This window comes from Roseovarius sp. D22-M7 (genome assembly GCF_037083785.1).
Classification (GTDB): domain Bacteria; phylum Pseudomonadota; class Alphaproteobacteria; order Rhodobacterales; family Rhodobacteraceae; genus Roseovarius.
Genome location: NZ_JBAPKY010000020.1, coordinates 31442 through 49533, shown reverse-complemented (window position 1 = coordinate 49533; position 18092 = coordinate 31442). Strand labels below are relative to the sequence as shown.

General features: G+C 66.0%; 20 protein-coding genes, 1 tRNA gene and 1 pseudogene. 10 read left to right on the top strand and 12 right to left on the bottom strand.

The window, feature by feature from the left end; translation table 11 throughout:
* Positions 1-149: 149 nt before the first annotated feature.
* The 8 genes and pseudogenes from V8324_RS10960 to V8324_RS10925 all read right to left on the bottom strand — a co-directional run bounded on the left by V8324_RS10960 (position 150) and on the right by V8324_RS10925 (position 4006).
* Complete coding sequence (locus V8324_RS10960; protein ID WP_336419975.1) at positions 150-305, bottom strand: hypothetical protein; 156 nt, start codon at positions 303-305, stop codon at positions 150-152.
* Positions 306-469: 164 nt separating this feature from the next.
* Positions 470-679: pseudogene (locus tag V8324_RS10955) on the bottom strand (ATP-binding protein); the annotation flags it as partial.
* A gap of 196 nt (positions 680-875) precedes the next feature.
* Positions 876-950 (bottom strand) — tRNA-Phe (locus V8324_RS10950).
* Positions 951-1026: 76 nt separating this feature from the next.
* Positions 1027-1209, bottom strand: a complete 183-nt coding sequence (locus tag V8324_RS10945; RefSeq protein ID WP_336419974.1) for a DNA gyrase inhibitor YacG — start codon at positions 1207-1209, stop codon at positions 1027-1029.
* Positions 1209-2231: a ribonuclease E/G gene (locus V8324_RS10940; RefSeq protein ID WP_336419973.1), complete on the bottom strand. Its 1023-nt coding sequence runs from the start codon at positions 2229-2231 to the stop codon at positions 1209-1211. The genes V8324_RS10945 and V8324_RS10940 overlap by 1 nt, the downstream gene beginning before the upstream one ends.
* The gene (locus tag V8324_RS10935) at positions 2228-2806 is read right to left on the bottom strand and encodes a Maf family protein (protein ID WP_336419972.1); all 579 of its coding nucleotides are present in this window, start codon (positions 2804-2806) and stop codon (positions 2228-2230) included. The genes V8324_RS10940 and V8324_RS10935 overlap by 4 nt, the downstream gene beginning before the upstream one ends.
* A 12-nt stretch (positions 2807-2818) precedes the next feature.
* Positions 2819-3037, bottom strand: coding sequence for a translation initiation factor IF-1 (gene infA / locus V8324_RS10930; RefSeq protein ID WP_005978431.1), 219 nt, complete (start codon positions 3035-3037; stop codon positions 2819-2821).
* Between the two features lie 84 nt (positions 3038-3121).
* Positions 3122-4006, bottom strand: coding sequence for a carbon-nitrogen hydrolase family protein (locus V8324_RS10925; RefSeq protein ID WP_336419971.1), 885 nt, complete (start codon positions 4004-4006; stop codon positions 3122-3124).
* A 122-nt stretch (positions 4007-4128) separates the two neighbouring features.
* On the opposite strand from V8324_RS10925, the gene V8324_RS10920 reads away from it, so the two are divergent.
* Complete coding sequence (locus V8324_RS10920) at positions 4129-5166, top strand: hypothetical protein (protein ID WP_336419970.1); 1038 nt, start codon at positions 4129-4131, stop codon at positions 5164-5166.
* 50 nt (positions 5167-5216) lie between these two features.
* Here V8324_RS10920 and fliP read toward each other — a convergent pair whose 3' ends face one another.
* From fliP to fliF, 4 genes are read right to left on the bottom strand one after another with little or no spacing between them, the layout of a single operon-like run.
* A complete protein-coding gene (fliP, locus tag V8324_RS10915; RefSeq protein WP_336419969.1) occupies positions 5217-5951 on the bottom strand; it encodes a flagellar type III secretion system pore protein FliP in 735 nt (244 codons plus the stop codon).
* Positions 5952-5956: 5 nt separating this feature from the next.
* A complete protein-coding gene (locus V8324_RS10910) occupies positions 5957-6259 on the bottom strand; it encodes a FliM/FliN family flagellar motor C-terminal domain-containing protein (RefSeq protein ID WP_336419968.1) in 303 nt (100 codons plus the stop codon).
* The gene (locus tag V8324_RS10905; RefSeq protein ID WP_336419967.1) at positions 6256-6843 is read right to left on the bottom strand and encodes a flagellar biosynthesis protein; all 588 of its coding nucleotides are present in this window, start codon (positions 6841-6843) and stop codon (positions 6256-6258) included. The genes V8324_RS10910 and V8324_RS10905 overlap by 4 nt, the downstream gene beginning before the upstream one ends.
* Positions 6843-8468: a flagellar basal-body MS-ring/collar protein FliF gene (gene fliF / locus V8324_RS10900; RefSeq protein ID WP_336419966.1), complete on the bottom strand. Its 1626-nt coding sequence runs from the start codon at positions 8466-8468 to the stop codon at positions 6843-6845. Before fliF ends, V8324_RS10905 begins: the two co-directional genes overlap by 1 nt.
* A 122-nt stretch (positions 8469-8590) precedes the next feature.
* Here fliF and V8324_RS10895 point away from each other — a divergent pair, with 122 nt between their 5' ends.
* The 9 genes from V8324_RS10895 to V8324_RS10855 all read left to right on the top strand — a co-directional run bounded on the left by V8324_RS10895 (position 8591) and on the right by V8324_RS10855 (position 18085).
* Positions 8591-9103: a flagellar basal body-associated FliL family protein gene (locus V8324_RS10895; protein WP_336419965.1), complete on the top strand. Its 513-nt coding sequence runs from the start codon at positions 8591-8593 to the stop codon at positions 9101-9103.
* 11 nt (positions 9104-9114) lie between these two features.
* Positions 9115-9477: a hypothetical protein gene (locus V8324_RS10890; protein WP_336419964.1), complete on the top strand. Its 363-nt coding sequence runs from the start codon at positions 9115-9117 to the stop codon at positions 9475-9477.
* Positions 9474-10085 (top strand): MotE family protein, encoded by a 612-nt coding sequence (locus tag V8324_RS10885; RefSeq protein ID WP_336419963.1) that lies wholly within the window; start codon positions 9474-9476, stop codon positions 10083-10085. The genes V8324_RS10890 and V8324_RS10885 overlap by 4 nt, the downstream gene beginning before the upstream one ends.
* 69 nt (positions 10086-10154) lie before the next feature.
* Positions 10155-11024, top strand: coding sequence for a flagellar motor stator protein MotA (gene motA / locus V8324_RS10880; RefSeq protein WP_336419962.1), 870 nt, complete (start codon positions 10155-10157; stop codon positions 11022-11024).
* Positions 11021-13309 (top strand): hypothetical protein, encoded by a 2289-nt coding sequence (locus V8324_RS10875; protein ID WP_336419961.1) that lies wholly within the window; start codon positions 11021-11023, stop codon positions 13307-13309. Before motA ends, V8324_RS10875 begins: the two co-directional genes overlap by 4 nt.
* A gap of 402 nt (positions 13310-13711) precedes the next feature.
* On the top strand, positions 13712-15796 hold the full coding sequence (flhA, locus tag V8324_RS10870) for a flagellar biosynthesis protein FlhA (protein ID WP_336419960.1): 2085 nt from the start codon (positions 13712-13714) through the stop codon (positions 15794-15796).
* Positions 15793-16566 carry a flagellar biosynthetic protein FliR gene (locus V8324_RS10865; RefSeq protein ID WP_336419959.1) on the top strand — a complete coding sequence of 258 codons (774 nt, stop codon included), beginning with the start codon at positions 15793-15795 and terminating at the stop codon, positions 16564-16566. Before flhA ends, V8324_RS10865 begins: the two co-directional genes overlap by 4 nt.
* A complete protein-coding gene (locus V8324_RS10860; protein ID WP_336419958.1) occupies positions 16566-17660 on the top strand; it encodes an EscU/YscU/HrcU family type III secretion system export apparatus switch protein in 1095 nt (364 codons plus the stop codon). The genes V8324_RS10865 and V8324_RS10860 overlap by 1 nt, the downstream gene beginning before the upstream one ends.
* Positions 17657-18085 (top strand): hypothetical protein, encoded by a 429-nt coding sequence (locus V8324_RS10855; RefSeq protein ID WP_336419957.1) that lies wholly within the window; start codon positions 17657-17659, stop codon positions 18083-18085. The genes V8324_RS10860 and V8324_RS10855 overlap by 4 nt, the downstream gene beginning before the upstream one ends.
* Positions 18086-18092 lie beyond the last annotated feature (7 nt).

Genomic DNA, 18092 nt, shown 5'->3' with positions numbered 1-18092 from the left:
CGGCCTATAACGCTGCAAGCAATTGATTAAAACTGAACTTTTACAATGTCCTATTCAAAGGCTCCGGATCTGCTGCGCGTTGCCGAGATGGCGATGTCGCGCTTTGACGGCATCGCCCTGCAGGACATCACCGAAGAATTCAACTGCGATCACCGCACCGCGTAGCGCATGATGCGATCTTTCGAGACAGTCTTTCCCAGGTTCGTCCGGTAAATCTCGCCGCTTCGGATCAACGCCCAGACGACCTGCGCCATGCGGTTCGCCAGCGCGACCGCGACGACCTTCACCGGCTTTTTCTCCAGCATGCGTGTCAATCCCGGAGCAAAATGGGTCAGTGAACCGGTGAAATAGTCCTCAGCGGCGGCGGTCTGTCAGGCGCCTTGGCGCTTGCGCTCTTATATAGCTGGCAGGCGTCAAGGTGCACTGGCCAAAGGCCAGTCGTTTTATACAGTGTCGATCTGTTTCGATTTCAGGATTTGGCTTTGCGGCTCTGTCTGAGCCGGAAGCTTTCGCCGTTCATCTCGAGGATGTGCACATGGTGCCTCAGTCGGTCGAGGATGGCGCCGGTGAGACGCTCCGGTCCGAAGACCTCGGTCCACTCATCGAAGGGCAGGTTCGAGGTAATGATGATAGATCCGCGCTTGTAGCGCTGAGAGATGATCTCGAAGAACAGCTCGGCTCTCCTATTGATCAGATGCGAGACTCTCATCATCAGCTCGTTTAGTGTCAAGCATAGTGCACACGCGGATATTTTGTAGAGCAAATTGTGGATCAAATTGTGGATCAAATTGTGGACCGATCCTCTGCCAGAACCGGCCGTTCACCTTCAAATCCCTTTAATTTCAAGGATTTATCTGTTTTTTGATTGCGAATGATGGTGCCCGGGGGCGGAATCGAACCACCGACACGAGGATTTTCAATCCACTGCTCTACCCCTGAGCTACCCGGGCTTTTTTGAAGCACACCGACTTCACGACATCCTATTAGGCGAGGTGAAACAGGGTGTCCAGAGTCGATGCCGAAAAATCACTCGGGTTCTTGCGGCATGTCTTTGGCGTCTTTCGCGCCTGCGTCGATGTCCTCCGGATCGGTCGCGGGCACTGCGTACTCGCCGCTGAACCACTTGCCAAGATCGACATCCGCGCAGCGTTTCGAGCAGAACGGGCGGTAGCGGGGAGAGGTCGGTTTTCGGCAGATCGGACAGGTCATCACATCACGTCGGTCAGGGGCAGTCGGTCACGTTTACGCTGAAGCTCGAAATGGCCCAACGGCGACCATCCGGCAAGGGCCGTCTCGACCGGGTCCGCGCGGAAAGCGGCGCGCAGGGCGGTCTCGAACGCGCGCCGGTCCTTCTTGGGCATCGGCGCGAGGTCGAGGGTGATCTGCCCGCCCAGCCCGCGCAGGCGCAATTGCCGGGGCAGGTCGCGAGCCATTGCGAGGTTGGCCTTGAGGCCGGCGGCCGGGCTGGTATCGCCGCCGGTATTCACGTCGACCGCCACGAGGGCGCGTGTCGGCTCTATGTAGCACGAACCTCCGCCGGGCAGCGCCACCTCGGCCCGCCGCAAGGCCTCGACCTGGTCGAGCACGCCAAGCGTGGCGAAAGAGCCCGGCCTACACGCGACATCCGCCGGCTCCACCCAGTCGCGCCAGGCGAGGGTGTGCGGCCCGTCCCCCTCGACCAGCTTCTCCGGCCCCTGCCCGGCCGCGTCGGCCAGCACCGCGCGCGCGAGATCGTGCATCGCGCGAATATCCTCTGCGACCGCGTCGGGATCGGCGTCGGCACAGGCCGAGCGCAGGATCAGGCCGATCTCCTGGCCGCCAAGCGCGTCATGGGCGATCTCAAGCAGGCTGTCGCGCAGATCCTCGTCCTTGATGCCCCGCGACAGGTTCAGCCCCGGCGCTTCGGGTGTGACGATCGCGTAGCGGCTCTTGAAGAGCAGCCGTGCGGTCACCGGCAGCGCCTTGCCCGGCTCTGCATATCCGGTCACTTGGACCAGGATCGGCTGGCCGGGCGCAAGCCCCTTGACCTGCCGCAAGAACGCAGGGCCGTCGGGCGTGCGCACGAACATGCCCCCTTGCCCTTTCACCGGCCGGTCGGCGATGGCGCGGTAGATCGTGCCGGGCCGCGGCAGATCGGTGTCGATCAGCAGGTCGTCGAGTTGCCCCGAGACGAGCGACGCCGCCGCCTCGGCCCCGCCGAGATGGTCGAGGGCGATGCTGCGCGCGCTCATCGGCCCGGTTTCCAGAGCGGATGGCCGGCAGCCTGCAAAAGGCCAGCAGTTTCGGCCAGCGGCAGCCCGACGACCCCGGTGAAAGAGCCCTGGATCCACGGGATCAACGCGCCGGCAAGCCCCTGAATGCCGTAGCCGCCGGCCTTTCCCTGCCAGTCACCGGTGGCGAGATAGGCGTTCAATTCCTCGTCGGACACACGCTTCATGCGAACCTTGGTCACCACGTCGCGTTCCCACAGGCGGGTCCCGCGCCGCACCGCGACGGCCGTGATCACCTTGTGGCGGCGCCCCGAAAGCGCAATCAGGAACTGCGCCGCCTCGCCGGCCGAGGCGGGCTTGCCCAGGATGCGACGGCCAAGTGCGACCGTGGTATCGGCGGCGAGCACCAGATCGTCGTCACCGGCGCTGACCGCGCGCGCCTTTTCACGGGCCATCCGGGCGCAGTACGGGCGCGGCAATTCGCCGTTTCCGGGCGTCTCGTCGATATCGGGCGGGCGTATATCGTCGGCCACGACGCCGATCTGCGCCAGCAGGTCCCTGCGGCGCGGACTGGCCGACCCGAGAATGAACGTCATGAAACCGGTCGCTTACTTGAAGCGGTAGTTGATCCGACCCTTGGTCAGATCGTAGGGTGTCATTTCCACCTGCACCTTGTCGCCGGCCAGAACCCGGATGCGGTTCTTGCGCATCTTGCCTGCCGTATGCGCGATGATCTCATGGCCGTTTTCCAGCTCGACCCTGAATGTCGCATTCGGCAGGAGTTCCTTCACGACACCGGGGAATTCGAGCGTGTCTTCCTTGGCCATGGTCTCTCCTTGCTGTGTTCACCCGCACAGTCGCGGGACGCGCCTGTAAATGAGCCTGTTTCGGGCTTTTTTCAAGAGACTATATCAGTCGAGCCGCAACGATGTGACCTCTGCGTCGCGGCCGGCCTGTTCTCCCCAGTGCAGCCGGTTGAGCACGCCACCATCGGCCCGCACCCGCGCGACCTGGTCGAGATCGACATCCGCCACGGTCCAGCCCGGCTGGTCGAGCGTGCCTTCGGCGATCACCCCGGTGGGCGGGAACCCGGTATCGGGGGGCGCGAAGATGCCGCCCGTGCCGGTATTTTCATCCACCGCCGGCGACCACGCGGCCGCCCCGACGGTCGAGGCCATGACCGTCACGCACTGGGTTTCGAGCGCGCGCGCCATCGCCGCGATGCGCACCCGAGTATATCCTGCATGCGCCTCGGTGCAGGACGGCACGAGGATCAGCTCGGCTGCGCGCAACGCCCGAGCCAGCAGGGGGAATTCGCCGTCATAGCAGATCAGCACACCGATCTTTCCGATGGCGGTGTCGAAAAGCCGCAACGGGCCGCCGGGCACGATCCCCCAAGGGTCGCGCTCGTACCGGGTCATGATCTGCTTGTCCTGCACGCCTACGCCGCCGGCCGGCGTGAAGAGCCGCGCGCGGTTGACCGGGCGCGGGCCGAGATCCGCGTCGAAGACCGGCGCCGAGGCGGCGAGCACATGCACCCTGTACTGGGCGGCAAGCCGGCTGTGCAGATCGTCCACCTCGGCGATCCGGCGCGTGATCGCCTGCACCGACCGTTCCAGATCGCCCGCCACCTCCGGCCCGTCGAGCGTGGCCAGCTCCATCGCGCCGTATTCGGGGAAAACCGCAAGGTCGGCCCCCTGCCCCGCGGCGGCACCGATCCAGTCATCGATCTTGCTCTCGTACTCACCCCAGTTGGCGAGCACATCGAGCGGATAGGCAGCGGTGGCGATTCTCATTCTCGATCCTCGGTTTTACGTTGTTTCCATGTGTAAACCCTCGTGCCGGGCGCGTCGAGCGATTGCCGCCCCACGCGCAACCGTGCTATTGCTAAGGCCAAAGAGGCGGGACAGCCCTTCACATGGCAACGACGGCACTGACCAAGTATCAGAGGCTCGAGGCGGCAGGGCTGTGGCGCGCCGACGAGTCCGCGCAACGCCTCGACGTGATCGTGTCGGTGGGCGAGGCGACGCTGACCATCACCGACTTGCGCGACCGCGTGCAGACGCACTGGTCCATTGCCGCGATCGCGCGCGCCAATCCCGGGCAGCGCCCGGCGATCTATCACCCCGACGGCGATCCCGGTGAGACGCTGGAACTGCCCGAGGACGAGGCCGAGATGATCGCCACCATCGAGACCCTGCGCAGCGCCGTGGCCCGGCAGCGCCCACGTCCCGGCCGGCTGCGCCTCATCGGGGTGCTGGCCGTGCTGGCCGCGGTGATCGTGCTGGCAACGGTATGGCTGCCGGGCGTGGTGCGCGATCACGCGCTGCGCGTGGTGCCGGCCGTCAAGCGCGCCGAGATCGGGCAGGCGCTTGTCGGGCATCTGCACCGCGCGACCGGTCCCGCCTGCCGCGGTCCGGGGGGGCGCGTGGCGCTTGCAGCCCTTGCCCGGCGCCTGCCGCCGCGGCGTGGATCCGCGCGGTTCACAGTGGTGCGCAGCGGCCTCGCGGACGTGCTGCGGCTGCCGGGCGGCACGATGATGATCCCCGCCCGCCTCGTCGAGGCGTATGAGGAACCCGACGTGGTCGCGGGCCATGTCATCGCCGCCTACCTGCGGGCCGAGGCCCGCGATCCGCTCGAGCGTCTCCTGGCCGATGCCGGGCCGATCGCAACCCTAAGGCTGCTGACCACCGGCCACCTGATCGACGAGACACTGCGCGCCCATGCCGAAACGCTGGTCGATACCCGCCGCGAGGCGACGCCCGGCGACGCGATGCTCGACGGTTTCAAGCATTGGCAAGTCCGCGCCACGCCCTTTGCCACCGAACACGACATGCCGGTCGCGACGCGGAGCGCGCTGGTGGATGGCGACCCCTTCGCGCCCGCCGTGCCGCCCCCCCCGCCGATCCTGCGGGACGGGGACTGGCTTCGGCTGCAGGGGATTTGCGGCGGATAGGGTTGTACCAAACGCCCTGCCCTCTTGTACCGACCGCGCCGCGAGGCAGCCTACATGTATCCGCGCACAAGGCTGTCGGCGATCAGCGTCCACCCATCCGCGATCACGAAGAAGGCCAGCTTGAAAGGCAGCGACACCATCGCCGGCGGGACCATCATCATGCCCATCGACATCAGGATCGCGGCGATTACCAGGTCGATGATGAGAAACGGCAGGAAGATCAGGAAACCGATCTGGAAGGCCCGCGCGATCTCCGACAACATGAAGCTGGGCACCAGCACCGAAAGCGGCGCGTCGGGGCCGGTGACGATCTCGGCGGCATCGGGGCGCAGCGCGGCCATCGACGCGAAGGTACTGCCATCCACCCGCGCCGCCATGAAGCCGCGGAACGGCGACAGTGCCCGCGTCACGGCCTCGTCCAGCGGCAGGGTTTCGGCGAGCAGCGGCTCTATGCCGTTGGTCCAGGCCTCGGTGAAGACCGGCGCCATCACGAAATAGGTCAGGAACAGCGCAAGGCTGATGATCAGCATGTTGGGCGGCGATTGCTGCAAGCCGATCCCCTGCCGCAGGATCGACAGAACCGTGACAATGAAGGGAAAACAGGTGATCATGATGGCGATGCCGGGCGCCAGGCTCAGCACCGTGACCAGCGCGAGAAGCTGGATCGTGCGGGCCGAGATCGACCCGCCCTCGCCCATGGAGATCGAGATGTCCTGCGCCGCGGCGCCGTTTGCCGCGACGATCAGCACGAGCGCGATCGCGCAGACCCATCCGCCAGTGCGCATGCCGCTCACCCCAGCCCGTCGGACAGGTTCGCGACTTCGGTAAGGCGCACCGCGAGCTGCCCGGCCTGCTCGCCGTCGAGCTCTTCGAGCTGGCCGCGCGCGATCAGGCGTTCGCCGATGTAAAGCTCTACCGCGTCATCGACCCGGCGGTCGAGGGGCAGCACCGCGTCGCGACCGAGGCTCAGCAGGTCGCGGATCAACGGGCGGGCCTTTCCGACCGAGATCGTGATCTCGATGGGCACCGAGGAAAACGGGTTCGAGAGATCCGCGCCGGGGCGCGTCTTTTGCGTGCTCATGTCGTCGGTCATGCTGTGGCTTTCCTGCTGTTTTCGAAAAATCCCGAAACCGCCTGCTCGATGCCCTCAAGCACCTCCTGCATATCGATGGCCTGTTCACGGCCGTCGAAGCGCAAGTAAATCTGGCCGCTCGCCAGGGTGTCATCCACGCCCAGTTCGATGTCGATCTCGGGCACGGCCTCGGTCAGATGCGCGAGCGCGGGCATGTCCGCCTCGGCCGCGGCGATCGCGATCTTCTGGTGACCCTGCTCGCGCGCGATGTCGTGCAAGGTCTCGACCAGCCGCGGCACGAGGCTGTCGCGGGCGAGGCGGGGCAGCACCGCAGAAACCATCTGTTCGAGAAGCGGGTGCACCGCCTGCATCACCGCCGCGTAGGCCTCTTCATAGGTGAAACTCAGATCCTGCAGGTTCTGCCCCAGATCCGCGGCGATCCGGCGCGACTCTTCGCCCTGCGATTTTACCGAGTCGTCCCAGCCCGCCTGGTAACCCTTCTCGAAGGCTTCGAGCCGTTCCTCCTCGAGCGACACGTCGGTGATCGACAGCGAGGTGCCGCGCCGGGTCACGCCGAAATCCTCCAGCAGATGGGTGATCGACATCAGACCTTTTCCTCCTCGCCCTCGAGCCAGCTGCGCAGGATCTCGACGCTTTCCTCCTGGCGCTGGCCGATCAGGTTGCGCAGGCGCACCACGGGATCCTCGTCGGTCTGGCCCGGGAACCGCTCTTGCAGGCTGTTTTGCGGGCTTTCGCCCGAGACCACCGACAACCGGCTGGAATCGAATTCGCCGTCCTCGATCTCGCCGGTGAGCGGCGCGGACTCGGCAGGCGCCTCGTTGCGCGCGGTGTCGTCCTGCGCCGCCGGCGCGTCCAGCCTCGCCGGCTGGTGCGCCGCCGGCCGTGCCAGGATCGGGCGCAGCACGAACAGCCCGAGGATCAGCGCCACGAGCGCGAGAACCGCGACCTGCAAAAGCGACATCACGTCGAGATCGAAGCGGTCGAACAGGCCCGGAACCGCCAGGGTGCCCGCCGGCTGCGGTGTCTCGAACTGCATGGTCTTGATCGTCAGGACATCGCCGCGCTCCGGGTTCAGGCCGACGGCGGAAGACACGAGTTCGGCGAGGGCGTCGAGCTCTTCCTGCGGGCGCGGCTGGAAGACGGGCGTGCCGGTCTCGTCCGGCGCAAGGCTTCCGTTCACGAGCACGGCAACGGTCAGCCGCTTGATCGCGCCGGGGCCTTTGGTGATTTCGCGCTCGGTCGTCGAGACCTCGTAATTGACCCGTTCGCGGGTGTCGCTTCTCTGGCTTTGCGAGGTGTTCTCGCTGCCCGCATCACCGTCGGGCACGTTCGAGGCCACGGTCACCCCGCCGCCCTCGTCCGTCGAGGTGCTGCTGGTTTCCTCGGTATCGGTGCTGATGGCGACGCGGCCCTCGGGATCGAAGCGCCGCTCGCGAATCGCCTCGGTGCGGGTTTCGGTGTCGAGCGCCACCTCGACCACGGCATTGCCGGCCCCGACACGAGCCTCCAGAAGCCGCTGCGCACGCGCGCGCAGCGCCTCGATGCGGGTGTCGGGCGCGTTTTCCGACACGTCCTCTCCGGGGCCGATCAACCCGCCCTCGGCATCTATGACCGACACGTCGTCGGGCGTCAGCCCCGCCACCGCGGAGGCCACCAGGAACCGCAATGCCCGCGCGTGCTTGGCGGTGATCCCCGGGGCCTGCGCCGTGATCGAGACCGAGGCGGATTGCCTGATGTCGCGCTGGAACGGGTTCGACCCCGTCGAGGCCAGGTGTACCCGCGCGCTGTCGATCGCCGGATGCGCGACGATGGTGCGCGCCAGTTCGCCCTCTTTCGCGCGCCAGTAGGCGGCGTCGAACATCTGTGACGTGGTGCCGAAGCCCGACATCCCGTCGAGCAACTCGTAGCCTTTCGAGGTCGAGGCGGGCAGCCCCTCGCCGGCGAGGCTCATGCGCAGCGAGTCGCGTTGCGCCGAATCGACGAAGATCGACGTGCCGCGCACCTCGTGCGCCACGCCACGCTGGTCGAGGGCCTCGACGATCTCGCCGGCCGCGGCGCCTTCCAGCCCGGAATACAGAAGCGTCATGCTGGGGGCCGAGGCCATGCGCGCAAGCGCCAGCACCGCCACGAACATGGCCAGTGTCGCCACCCCGACGATGACGCGCCGACGCGTGTCGAGAGAGTGCCAGAGGGTCACGATCTGCTGCAATTCTTTGCCTCCTGATCTGCGGCGTTCTGCCGGTCGCTTTGGTCATGTTTCGCCGATCAGACTTAATAATCGGTTAGTTTCTGTCGGTCATATTGGCGCTGACGGAATTCGAGGAGCACGCCATGGCGCATGCAGAAGACATCGATCAGCCCGCAGAGGCGGGGCCGGGCCGCAGCAAGGCGCCGTGGGTCATCGGGCTGGTTCTGGCGCTGGTCGGGGGTGGCGGCGGCTTTTACGCCGCAGTCAACGGGTTGCTGCCCTTTCTCGCTTCGAGCGAGCCCGCGTCCGAGGACGCCGCAGGCGATTCGGACGCGCCGGCGCGCGACGCGTTCGCGGATCTGGCCTTCGTGCCGATCGAGCCGCTTGTCATATCCCTCGCCGGCGATGGGCAGACGCGCCATCTGCGGTTCCGCGCCGAGCTCGAGGTGCAGACCGACCAGAAGGCGGACATCACCCGGCTGATGCCGCGCATCGTCGACGTCCTCAATACCTATCTGCGCGCGCTCAGCATCGCGGATCTCGAGGACCGAGCGGCGCTGCTGCGCCTGCGCGCACAGATGCTGCGGCGCGTGCAGATCGTGACCGGACAGGACGGGGTCAACGATCTGCTGATCATGGAATTCGTTTTGAACTGAAAGGGGAAATGATGGAACTCATTGCCGATATCCTGCTGGTGGCGGGCGCTCTAGGGGCGGGATTCTACTGTCACGTCCTGGCCCGGCGGCTGAGCCGCTTCAACGATCTGGAAACAGGTGTCGGCGGTGCCGTCGCGGTGTTGTCGGCGCAGGTTGACGATCTGACGAAGACGCTGCGCCACGCCCAGACCACGGCCAGCGGCTCGATGGAGTCGCTCGACGGGCTGACCGACCGGGCCGAGACCGTGGCCAAGCGGCTCGAACTTTTGGTCGCATCGATGCATGACCTGCCCGACGAGCCCGCAGCGCCCGAGAGCGGCGACACCCCGGTGTTTCAGCGTCACGGCCGCGAGATGACCGGAGAGCGGTCATGACCGCAATCCGCACCCGGCCGCGCCGGCCGCGTCGGCGCCTGCGCGGCGCGCTCGTGATGATCGCGACCATGCTTCTGGCATCCGCGTTCGTGCGCCTCGGCAACGGTGTCGGTCAGGCGGTGGCGCTGGCTTCCGCCGAGGCGGTGACGGGATCAGATGCACCCGACGCACCAGACGCGAACCGCTCGTGCGAGACGCCGCAGGACCTGCAAATCCTGCTCGACGCATTGCAGGACCGCGCCGCCCGCCTCGATGTCGACGAGGCCGCAATGCAGGACCGGATGCAGGCGCTGCGAATCGCCGATCGCGAGGTCACGCAGAAGCTCGCCGCGCTCGAATCGGCCGAAAGCAGCCTGCGACAGACGCTGACCATCGCCGAAAGCGCCGCGGAAGAGGACATCAACCGCCTCACCCAGGTCTACGAGCGCATGAAGCCCAAACAGGCCGCCGCGCTTTTCGAGCAGATGGATCCCAGCTTTGCCACCGGGTTTCTCGCACGAATGCGCCCGGACGCGGCGGCCGCGATCATGGCCGGGCTCAGCCCGCAGGCCGCGCATACCTTCAGTGTCGTGCTGGCCGGTCGCAACGCCGACGTCCCGACCAAGTGACACGACCTTGACCGGCTTCTCGAAACACTCCGATGCCACCCTGACACATGTACATCCGCGGAGAATATAATGCTCGGAACCATCGGTATTCTTCTGATCTTCATCATGGTTTTCGGGGGCTATCTTGCCGCCGGAGGCAAGCTCGACATCATTTTCGCGGCCCTTCCCTTCGAGATGATGATCATCTGCGGCGCCGCCGCCGGCGCGTTCCTCATAGCCAATGACCAGTCTGTCATCAAGACGACTTTCCGGGATCTCGCGAAGGTGTTCAAGGGTCCGAAATGGAAGCCCGACGATTATCGCGATCTGCTGTGCCTGCTCTTCACCCTGATCCGCCTCAGCCGGCAGAACCCGGTGGCGATCGAGGCGCATATCGAACAGCCGGAAACATCGACGATATTCGCGGGTTATCCACGCATCCTCGCGGACGCGGAAGCGGTCGCGCTGATCGGCGATACGCTGCGTTCGGCAATGATGAACTACGACGATCCGCACCAGGTCGAGGAGGTTCTCGAAAAACGCATGGAGGTCAGCGAGCATCACGCCCTGCAATCCAGCCACGCCCTTCAGACCGTCGCCGACGGGTTGCCCGCCCTCGGCATCGTCGCTGCCGTGCTGGGCGTGATCAAGACCATGGCCTCGATCGACCAACCGCCCGAAATCCTCGGGAAGATGATCGGCGGCGCCCTCGTGGGCACCTTCCTGGGAGTGTTTCTCGCCTACGGCTTCGTCGGGCCGTTCTCGGTCAAGGTGCGCGATGTCGTCGAGGAGGATGCCCATTTCTACCGCCTTATCCGCGAGGTCCTGATCGCCAATCTGCACAATCATGCCGCGAATATCTGCATCGAGGTCGGACGCCAGAACGCCCCTCTTCACAACCGTCCCAGCTTTACGGATCTCGAACAGGCGTTGAAAAAAGTGAAACAGGGGGCGGCATGATGGTACGTTTGCTGTGTCTGGGTGTTTTCTGCCTGGCCGGTGCCGCCTCGGCGCAGACGGTCTCCGTCAGGTCCGGCGAGCACGGAAGCTTCACGCGTCTTGCCCTTGACATGCCGTACAAGGCGGAGTGGCAAATGGCCGCCGAGGGCGAGGTGAGAAAGATACGCTTTTCCGAGCCGGGGCTGGATTTCGACACCACCCGCGTGTTCGACCGGATCGGCAAGGGCCGGCTGCGCGCGATCGACCCTGCGCCCGGTGAGCTTGAGCTTGACCTGGCCTGTGACTGTGGCGTGCAAGCCTTCTGGCATACCGACACCATGCTCGTGCTCGACATCGGCGAAGCGTTCCCCCGGGTCGCGACGCCGCCGCAACCGTCGATCCCGTCGGCATCGGCACCGGAAAAGGACATTCCGCACCGAACGACACCGTCGAATGATGTCAACGCGCGGCTCTCACGGAGGTTTGCGACGAGGTTGCCTGATATGCGCTTTCCGGACCCGACCGGGGCGGGAGGTCCCTCGTCCGAAGACGAACGCGCGGATCTTTCGCAAATGCGGAAAAAACTTCTCACCGAGCTGGGCCGTGCGGCAAGCCAGGGCCTTCTGACCCCAAGTCCGCGGACGCGTCCCGAAAGCGAGCGCCTGACCGATACCGGAACCGCGCAGCCGGCGTCCGCCGCCCCGCGGGGCGAAGACTCCGCCGCGACGGCGGTTGCGCAGCCCTCTGGCGGCGCGGCGTTGAACCTGCGCGCGCAAAGCAGTATCGATGATGCAATCTCGTCGATCCAGCTCGCGACGACACCTGCTGACGGAAACGCCGACTGTCCGACAGCGGAACTGGTCGATTTGCCCTCCTGGGCGGGCACCGAACCCTTCCACCAGCAGATCGGGGCGCTCAACCGTCAGCTTCTGCGCGAATTCGATCGTCCGGACGAAGAGATCGCGCTGCAGCTCGCCCGCGCCTACCTGCATTTCGGTTTCGGCGCAGAGGCGCGGCAGATCCTCGATCTGCGGTCCCGGGGGTCAGAGGCCGACCGGATCCTGCACGAGATCTCGCTGATCATGGATCACGGCCACGTCTCATCCGTTGGGCGCCTTGCCGACATGACCGGCTGCGGAGAGCCTGCCGTGCTCTGGGCCTTGCTCGCGATGCCGGCGGTGCCGGTCGAGGCGGTTTTCGATCACAAGGCCCTTCTGCGCAGTTTCGCGGCGCTTCCGGCGCCCTTGCGGAATAGCTTCGGACCCGAACTCGCCCGTCGTCTGAGCAAGGCGCGACACGCAAAGACCGCGCGGGACATCCTGCGCATGACAGCACGCACCGGCGCGCCGGATTCCCCGGACCTGGCCCTCGCGCGCGTCGAGCTTGGAGGCGCCGAATCCGATGCCGGCACCACCCGCGCGGACCTCGATACCGCCGTGGCAAGCAACTCCGTGGCCGCTGCAGAAGCGCTTGCACGGATGATCGACGGGTTGCTGTCCGAGGGCGCGCCAGTGCCCCTGGACAAGGCCGAGCTTGCGGGCGCCTACGCCTTTGAGCACCGCGGCACGGATCTGGGACGGCGGATGACCGGTGCATATCTTTCGGCTCTGGGCGCGTCGGGCGCCTTCGCCGAGGCGGTCGCGGAGTACGAGAGGTTGCGATCGGAACTCGACGCGGCGGGGGCTACGGAGATCGCGGCGTCTCTCCTCGGACAGATGACACGCCATGCCGATGATGTGACGTTCCTGCGTCACGCGTTGAACGATCGTCTGGTGGCGCCGGCCATGGTGCCGGCCGATCCGGGCGTCGATATCGCCACGCGTCTTCTCGGATCCGGTCTTGCCGAACGGGCCCGCCAGTTCGTGGCGGCGGACCTGCCCGGCCGAAACGCGCGCCCCTCGAAGCTGGCGCGCGCCCAAATCGCCTTAGTGCAGGACCGTCCGCGTCAGGCCGAGGTCGAGCTTCTGGGTCTTGATGGACCGGATGCGGACCTTCTGCGGGCACGGGCCCGGAGTGTCGCTGGCGATCACGCAGCCGCACGGGCCCTCTACGTCGCAAGCGACAGGCCCGAGGAGGCGGCGGAGGCGGCGTGGCTTGCGCAGGACCTCGACCGCATGGCCACCGCGCAGGATCCTGTCTTGCGTCAGACCGTAGCGGCGCTCCGGGATTCGTCCGCAGACGTCGGGACCGACTCTACCCCGATCCTCGAACGCAACCGCGCCTTGCTTGAAAGCAGCGGCACATTGCGCGCGGCCATGACGACCCTTCTCGACGCAAAGGGGATGCCCGGGGATCCGCAAGAGTAAGAGACCCGTTCCTGGTTACCACTTGTCAACCAAGGATCCATAAAGTCGCACTCGAACGACGAGACTGTCATTGACCCAGAAAGGGCCCGGCATGCGACGAGACATCGCGGTCACACGCAAGAAGGACGTCATTGCGGTACATCCACGGGGCACAAGGTCGCCGAGCGCGACACCGGTCCAGTCGGTCCGCGCTGCTAGCGATACGCCTCTGAAAATGCTGCCGGAGGCCGCGGGCAGCACGGTGACGAAACGCGATGCCGGACGCGAGCGGATCCGGACCTTGGGTGTGTCGATTCCGGCACCCGTTCTGGACACCGGCGCCGTCCAAAGGCGAAATCTCGCTTGGCATGAGCGACAGGCACGGACGATACCTGCTCTCTCCGGGTCCGTGGACCTCGCGGCATGAAGGGGATGTCCATCAGCCAGTTCTTCCAGCCGACGGTGATGCTGGCCGTCGCGCTCATGGCGATCATCGTGATGATGATCCTGCCGGTGCCGGCCTGGGTGCTGGATGTCGGGTTGGCAGCGTCGTTCGCGCTCGCGATCCTGATCTTCACGATCACCCTCTTCATCGAACGGCCGCTCGACTTCTCGGCCTTCCCGACGATCCTGCTGGCGTCGCTGATGCTCCGGCTGTCGCTGAACGTGTCCTCGACCAAGCTGATCATCGGGCAGGGTCATACCGGAACGGACGCCGCGGGCGAGGTCATCGAGGGATTCGCCAATTTCGTTATGGGTGGCAGCATCTTTCTCGGTCTCGTCGTGTTCGGGGTCCTGCTGATCGTCAACTTCATGGTCATCACCAAGGGCGCGGCGCGGATGGCCGAGGTCGGTGCGCGGTTCGCGCTTGACGGCATGCCCGGCAAGCAGATGGCCATCGACAGCGACATGTCCGCGGGCGCCATCAACCACGAGGATGCGCGCGCGCGGCGCGAGCGCGACCAGCAGGAAACCACGTTCTTCGGATCCCTCGACGGCGCCTCGAAATTCGTCAAGGGCGATGCGATCGCCGGCCTTCTCATCACCCTGCTGAACCTCGTCATGGGGCTGATCATGGGCACCGTGATCCATGATATGCCGATCGGCCAGGCATTCGAGACCTACGCGATCCTCACCGTCGGGGACGGGCTCGTGACGCAGATCCCGGCCGTCATCATCTCGATCGCCTCGGCGCTGCTGCTGGCGCGCGGCGGCACGCTGGGATCGACAGACATCGCCATCACCGATCAATTGGGCCGGCATCCGACGGCGATCGGCACCGTGGCGGTGCTCATGGTCATGTTCGCCCTGGTGCCGGGGCTGCCGTTCATGCCCTTCATCCTTGGCGGGATCGGCCTGGGCACATTGGCCTTGATCGGCCAGCGCCGGAAGATCGCGGCGCAGACCTCCACGCCGGCAGACGAGACACCTGCGGCCCCGCCCGAACAATCGATGGGCGATATTCTCGAGCTTGACGACATCCACGTTGAATTCGCCCCCGACCTGGTGAACATGGTGCTGGATCCCGGCGCCGGGCTCGATGCGCGTATCGCCAACATGCGGCGGTTCACGGCCACACAATACGGTCTGATCCTGCCGGAAATCCGCCTGACCGACGAGCCGGGACTGCCCCCCGAAAGTTACGTCATCCGCGTTCAGGGCGTCGAGCAGGCGCGCGCCACCCTGCGTGCCAATCACCTGCTGGCGCTCGATCCCGAGCGCCATCCGGGCCTGCCCGCCGGAGACACCATCACCGAACCGGTCTATGGCGCGCCGGCGCGCTGGATCCCGGGCGCCGACCGTGATCAGGCGGCCCTCGACGGGATAACGCTGGTCGCCCCACCGGAAATTCTCGCCACGCATCTGCTCGAGGTGATCCGCCGCAATCTCAGCCGCCTGCTGACAATGAAGGCGATGCGGCGCCTTCTCGACGAGATGGTGAACCTGACCGACCAGACCCGTGCCGAGGCGAATCGCAAACTGCTCGACGAGATGATCCCGGATCGCGTCTCACCCGATCTACTGCACGCCGTCCTGCGGCTGCTTCTGGCCGAGCAGGTCTCGATCCGCAACCTGCCGCTGATCATCGAGGCGACGGCCGAGGCGCGTCAGACCCTTCCCACGCCCGAGACCATCTGCGAACACGTGCGCCAGCGGCTCGGGTTCCAGCTGGTGGCGGACCTGCAGCGCAGCGACGGCTCGCTTCCGCTCATTCAACTTGCCCCCGAATGGGAGGAGACGTTCACCACCTACCAGGTCGACGGCGACAAGGGGCGCCGCGATGTCGCGCTGCCGCCGGACGTGTTCAACACCCTGACCACGGCCGTCGGCGACGAGATAAAGCGCGCCGCCGAGAACGGCATCACGCCCGCCGTCGTCACCGCGACGCACCGCCGGCGTTTCCTGCGCACCGCCCTCTCGGCAAAGCATATCAACACGCCGGTCCTGTCGTTCGAGGAAATCGGCATCGACACGAAACCCGCGCTCGTGGGGGTAGTCGCGGCATGACCGCACTGATGGAAGGGCTCGAGATCACCCAGGATCTCCTGTGGCTGCATTTCACCGTCTTCCTGCGCGTCGCGCCGATCATCGCGCTGTTTCCCGGGTTCGGAGAGAATTCCGTGCCGACGCGCATCAAGCTGGGACTGGCGCTTGCCATGACCGCGATCGTGACCCCGGCGGTGGCGCCCCACCTGATGTCCTCGGGGGGGATGACGGCGCCGCTGCCCGGCCTGGTGCTGACCGAAAGCGGCGTCGGCCTGCTGCTCGGGATCGGGATCCGCCTGTTCGTGCTCGCGCTGCAGACCGCGGGCTCGATCGCGGCGCAATCGACGTCGCTCGCCCAGTTTCTCGGCGGGGCCAGCACCACGCCCATTCCCGCCATGGGTCATATCCTGGTCATAGGGGCCGTGGCGCTTGCCATGATCCTCGATCTGCATGTGCGCCTCGCCGAGATGGCGGTGCTGAGCTACCGGGTCTTTCCGGTCTCCGAAGGGTTGTCGGCGCCCGACGTGGCGCAATGGGGCATCGCCCGGGTCGCGCATGCGTTCGGGTTCGCCTTCACGCTGTCGGCCCCTTTCGTCATCGCCTCCATGGTCTACAACCTGACGCTGGGGATCATCAACCGGGCCATGCCGCAGCTGATGGTCGTCTTCGTCGGCGCCCCGGCGATCACCGCGGCGGGGCTCGCGCTGCTGATGTTGCTCGCGCCCACCATGCTCAAGCTCTGGGTGGAGGCGCTTCACGGCTTCCTCGCCAATCCACTCGGAGACGGCTGATGGCCGGGCAGGACGACGACACCGACAAGACCGAGGAACCGACGCAGCACAAGCTCGACGAGGCACGCAAGAAGGGCGAATTGGCGCGGTCGGCCGATCTGAACACCGCCGGATCCTATGCGGGATTCCTGATCGCGGCCGCGGTTGCCGGGGCCGCATCGATCAGCGACGCCAGCTCGAGCCTGATGCTGCTTTTCTCGCGCTCGAACCAGTTCGCGACGGCGATCTTCGAGGCGGGCGGCGGCGGCGGGGCATCTGCGCTGGGCGAGATCCTGCTCGGGATCTGTGTCGCCATGGCCGTCTGGTTCGCGCTGCCGGCCGGATTGGCGCTTCTGTCGGTCCTCGCGCAGCGCAGTTTCGTGGTCGCACCGTCAAAGCTCGAACCCAAGTTCTCGCGCATCGACCCGTTGCAGAACGCCAAGAACAAGTACGGCCCGACCGGTCTTTTCGAGTTCGCCAAGAGCGCCGTGAAATTGCTGCTTTTCTGTGTCCTGCTGGGTGTCTACCTCGCCGGCCGCCTGCCGCAGATCGCCGGATCGCTGCATGCCGAGCCGCGGATCATCGGCGCCCTGATGGCACGCATGACGCTGGAATTCCTCTTTGTCGTGCTGCTGATCGCGCTGGCCATTGGGTCGGTCGATTTCTTCTGGCAGCATTACGATCATCGCCGTCGCAACATGATGTCGCACAAGGAAATCCGCGACGAGCACAAGCAGAACGAGGGCGATCCGCACATGAAACAGCAACGCCGGCAGAAGGCGATGCAGATCGCGGCCAGCCAGATGATGGCCGACCTGCCGCAGGCGGATGTGGTGATCGTCAACCCGACGCATTACGCCGTGGCCCTGAAATGGAGCCGCGCGTCCGGCTCGGCGCCGGCCTGCGTGGCCAAGGGGGTCGATCACATGGCGCAGGCGATCCGTGAATGTGCCTTCCAGCACGGAGTCCCCGTGCACAGCGATCCGCCGACGGCGCGCGCGCTTCATGCCGGGACCGAGATAGGTCAGGAGATCGACCCGTCGCAATATCGCGCCGTGGCGGCCGCGATCCGGTTTGCGGACAAGATGCGACAGAAGGCGGGATACCGGCGATGATACCCGAGGATTTCGACGCACTCTGCGAGGTCACGCAGGCGCTTTATCGCGCCGAGGCGGCGCGCATGGCGCAGGTGTTGCAGGAAGAAAAGCGTTTGCGTGCAGCCCTTGCGCGGCTCGACGCGCAGCGCGCGGCAAACGAGGCCCTACCTGACACCGATCTCGACGGCCTGCGCCAGATCGGCGGCGACATGATCTGGCAGGCATGGGTGGGCCGCAAGAAGGCGGAGTTGCAGTCCGAACTGGCGCGCGTTCTGGCGCGCAAGGGGCAGATGGCAGGCAAGCTGCGCCGCGCCTTCGGAAAGGCCGAGGCGATCGAGGAAATGGCTGCGACCGCGCGCGCAAAGCGCCGGGTTGAGGCCCGCGCGCGCGACGCCACCGAGCGCGCGCAGCTTTGCGTTCTGGATAAGTGGATGTCGGGCTGACGTCCGG

Coding starts and splice junctions, on each gene's coding strand:
- V8324_RS10960 (WP_336419975.1), bottom strand. CDS start 305: ATGCTGGAGAAAAAGCCGGTGAAGGTCGTCGCGGTCGCGCTGGCGAAC.
- V8324_RS10945 (WP_336419974.1), bottom strand. CDS start 1,209: ATGACCTGTCCGATCTGCCGAAAACCGACCTCTCCCCGCTACCGCCCG.
- V8324_RS10940 (WP_336419973.1), bottom strand. CDS start 2,231: ATGAGCGCGCGCAGCATCGCCCTCGACCATCTCGGCGGGGCCGAGGCG.
- V8324_RS10935 (WP_336419972.1), bottom strand. CDS start 2,806: ATGACGTTCATTCTCGGGTCGGCCAGTCCGCGCCGCAGGGACCTGCTG.
- infA (WP_005978431.1), bottom strand. CDS start 3,037: ATGGCCAAGGAAGACACGCTCGAATTCCCCGGTGTCGTGAAGGAACTC.
- V8324_RS10925 (WP_336419971.1), bottom strand. CDS start 4,006: ATGAGAATCGCCACCGCTGCCTATCCGCTCGATGTGCTCGCCAACTGG.
- V8324_RS10920 (WP_336419970.1), top strand. CDS start 4,129: ATGGCAACGACGGCACTGACCAAGTATCAGAGGCTCGAGGCGGCAGGG.
- fliP (WP_336419969.1), bottom strand. CDS start 5,951: ATGCGCACTGGCGGATGGGTCTGCGCGATCGCGCTCGTGCTGATCGTC.
- V8324_RS10910 (WP_336419968.1), bottom strand. CDS start 6,259: ATGACCGACGACATGAGCACGCAAAAGACGCGCCCCGGCGCGGATCTC.
- V8324_RS10905 (WP_336419967.1), bottom strand. CDS start 6,843: ATGTCGATCACCCATCTGCTGGAGGATTTCGGCGTGACCCGGCGCGGC.
- V8324_RS10895 (WP_336419965.1), top strand. CDS start 8,591: ATGGCGCATGCAGAAGACATCGATCAGCCCGCAGAGGCGGGGCCGGGC.
- V8324_RS10890 (WP_336419964.1), top strand. CDS start 9,115: ATGGAACTCATTGCCGATATCCTGCTGGTGGCGGGCGCTCTAGGGGCG.
- V8324_RS10885 (WP_336419963.1), top strand. CDS start 9,474: ATGACCGCAATCCGCACCCGGCCGCGCCGGCCGCGTCGGCGCCTGCGC.
- motA (WP_336419962.1), top strand. CDS start 10,155: ATGCTCGGAACCATCGGTATTCTTCTGATCTTCATCATGGTTTTCGGG.
- V8324_RS10875 (WP_336419961.1), top strand. CDS start 11,021: ATGATGGTACGTTTGCTGTGTCTGGGTGTTTTCTGCCTGGCCGGTGCC.
- flhA (WP_336419960.1), top strand. CDS start 13,712: ATGAAGGGGATGTCCATCAGCCAGTTCTTCCAGCCGACGGTGATGCTG.
- V8324_RS10865 (WP_336419959.1), top strand. CDS start 15,793: ATGACCGCACTGATGGAAGGGCTCGAGATCACCCAGGATCTCCTGTGG.
- V8324_RS10860 (WP_336419958.1), top strand. CDS start 16,566: ATGGCCGGGCAGGACGACGACACCGACAAGACCGAGGAACCGACGCAG.
- V8324_RS10855 (WP_336419957.1), top strand. CDS start 17,657: ATGATACCCGAGGATTTCGACGCACTCTGCGAGGTCACGCAGGCGCTT.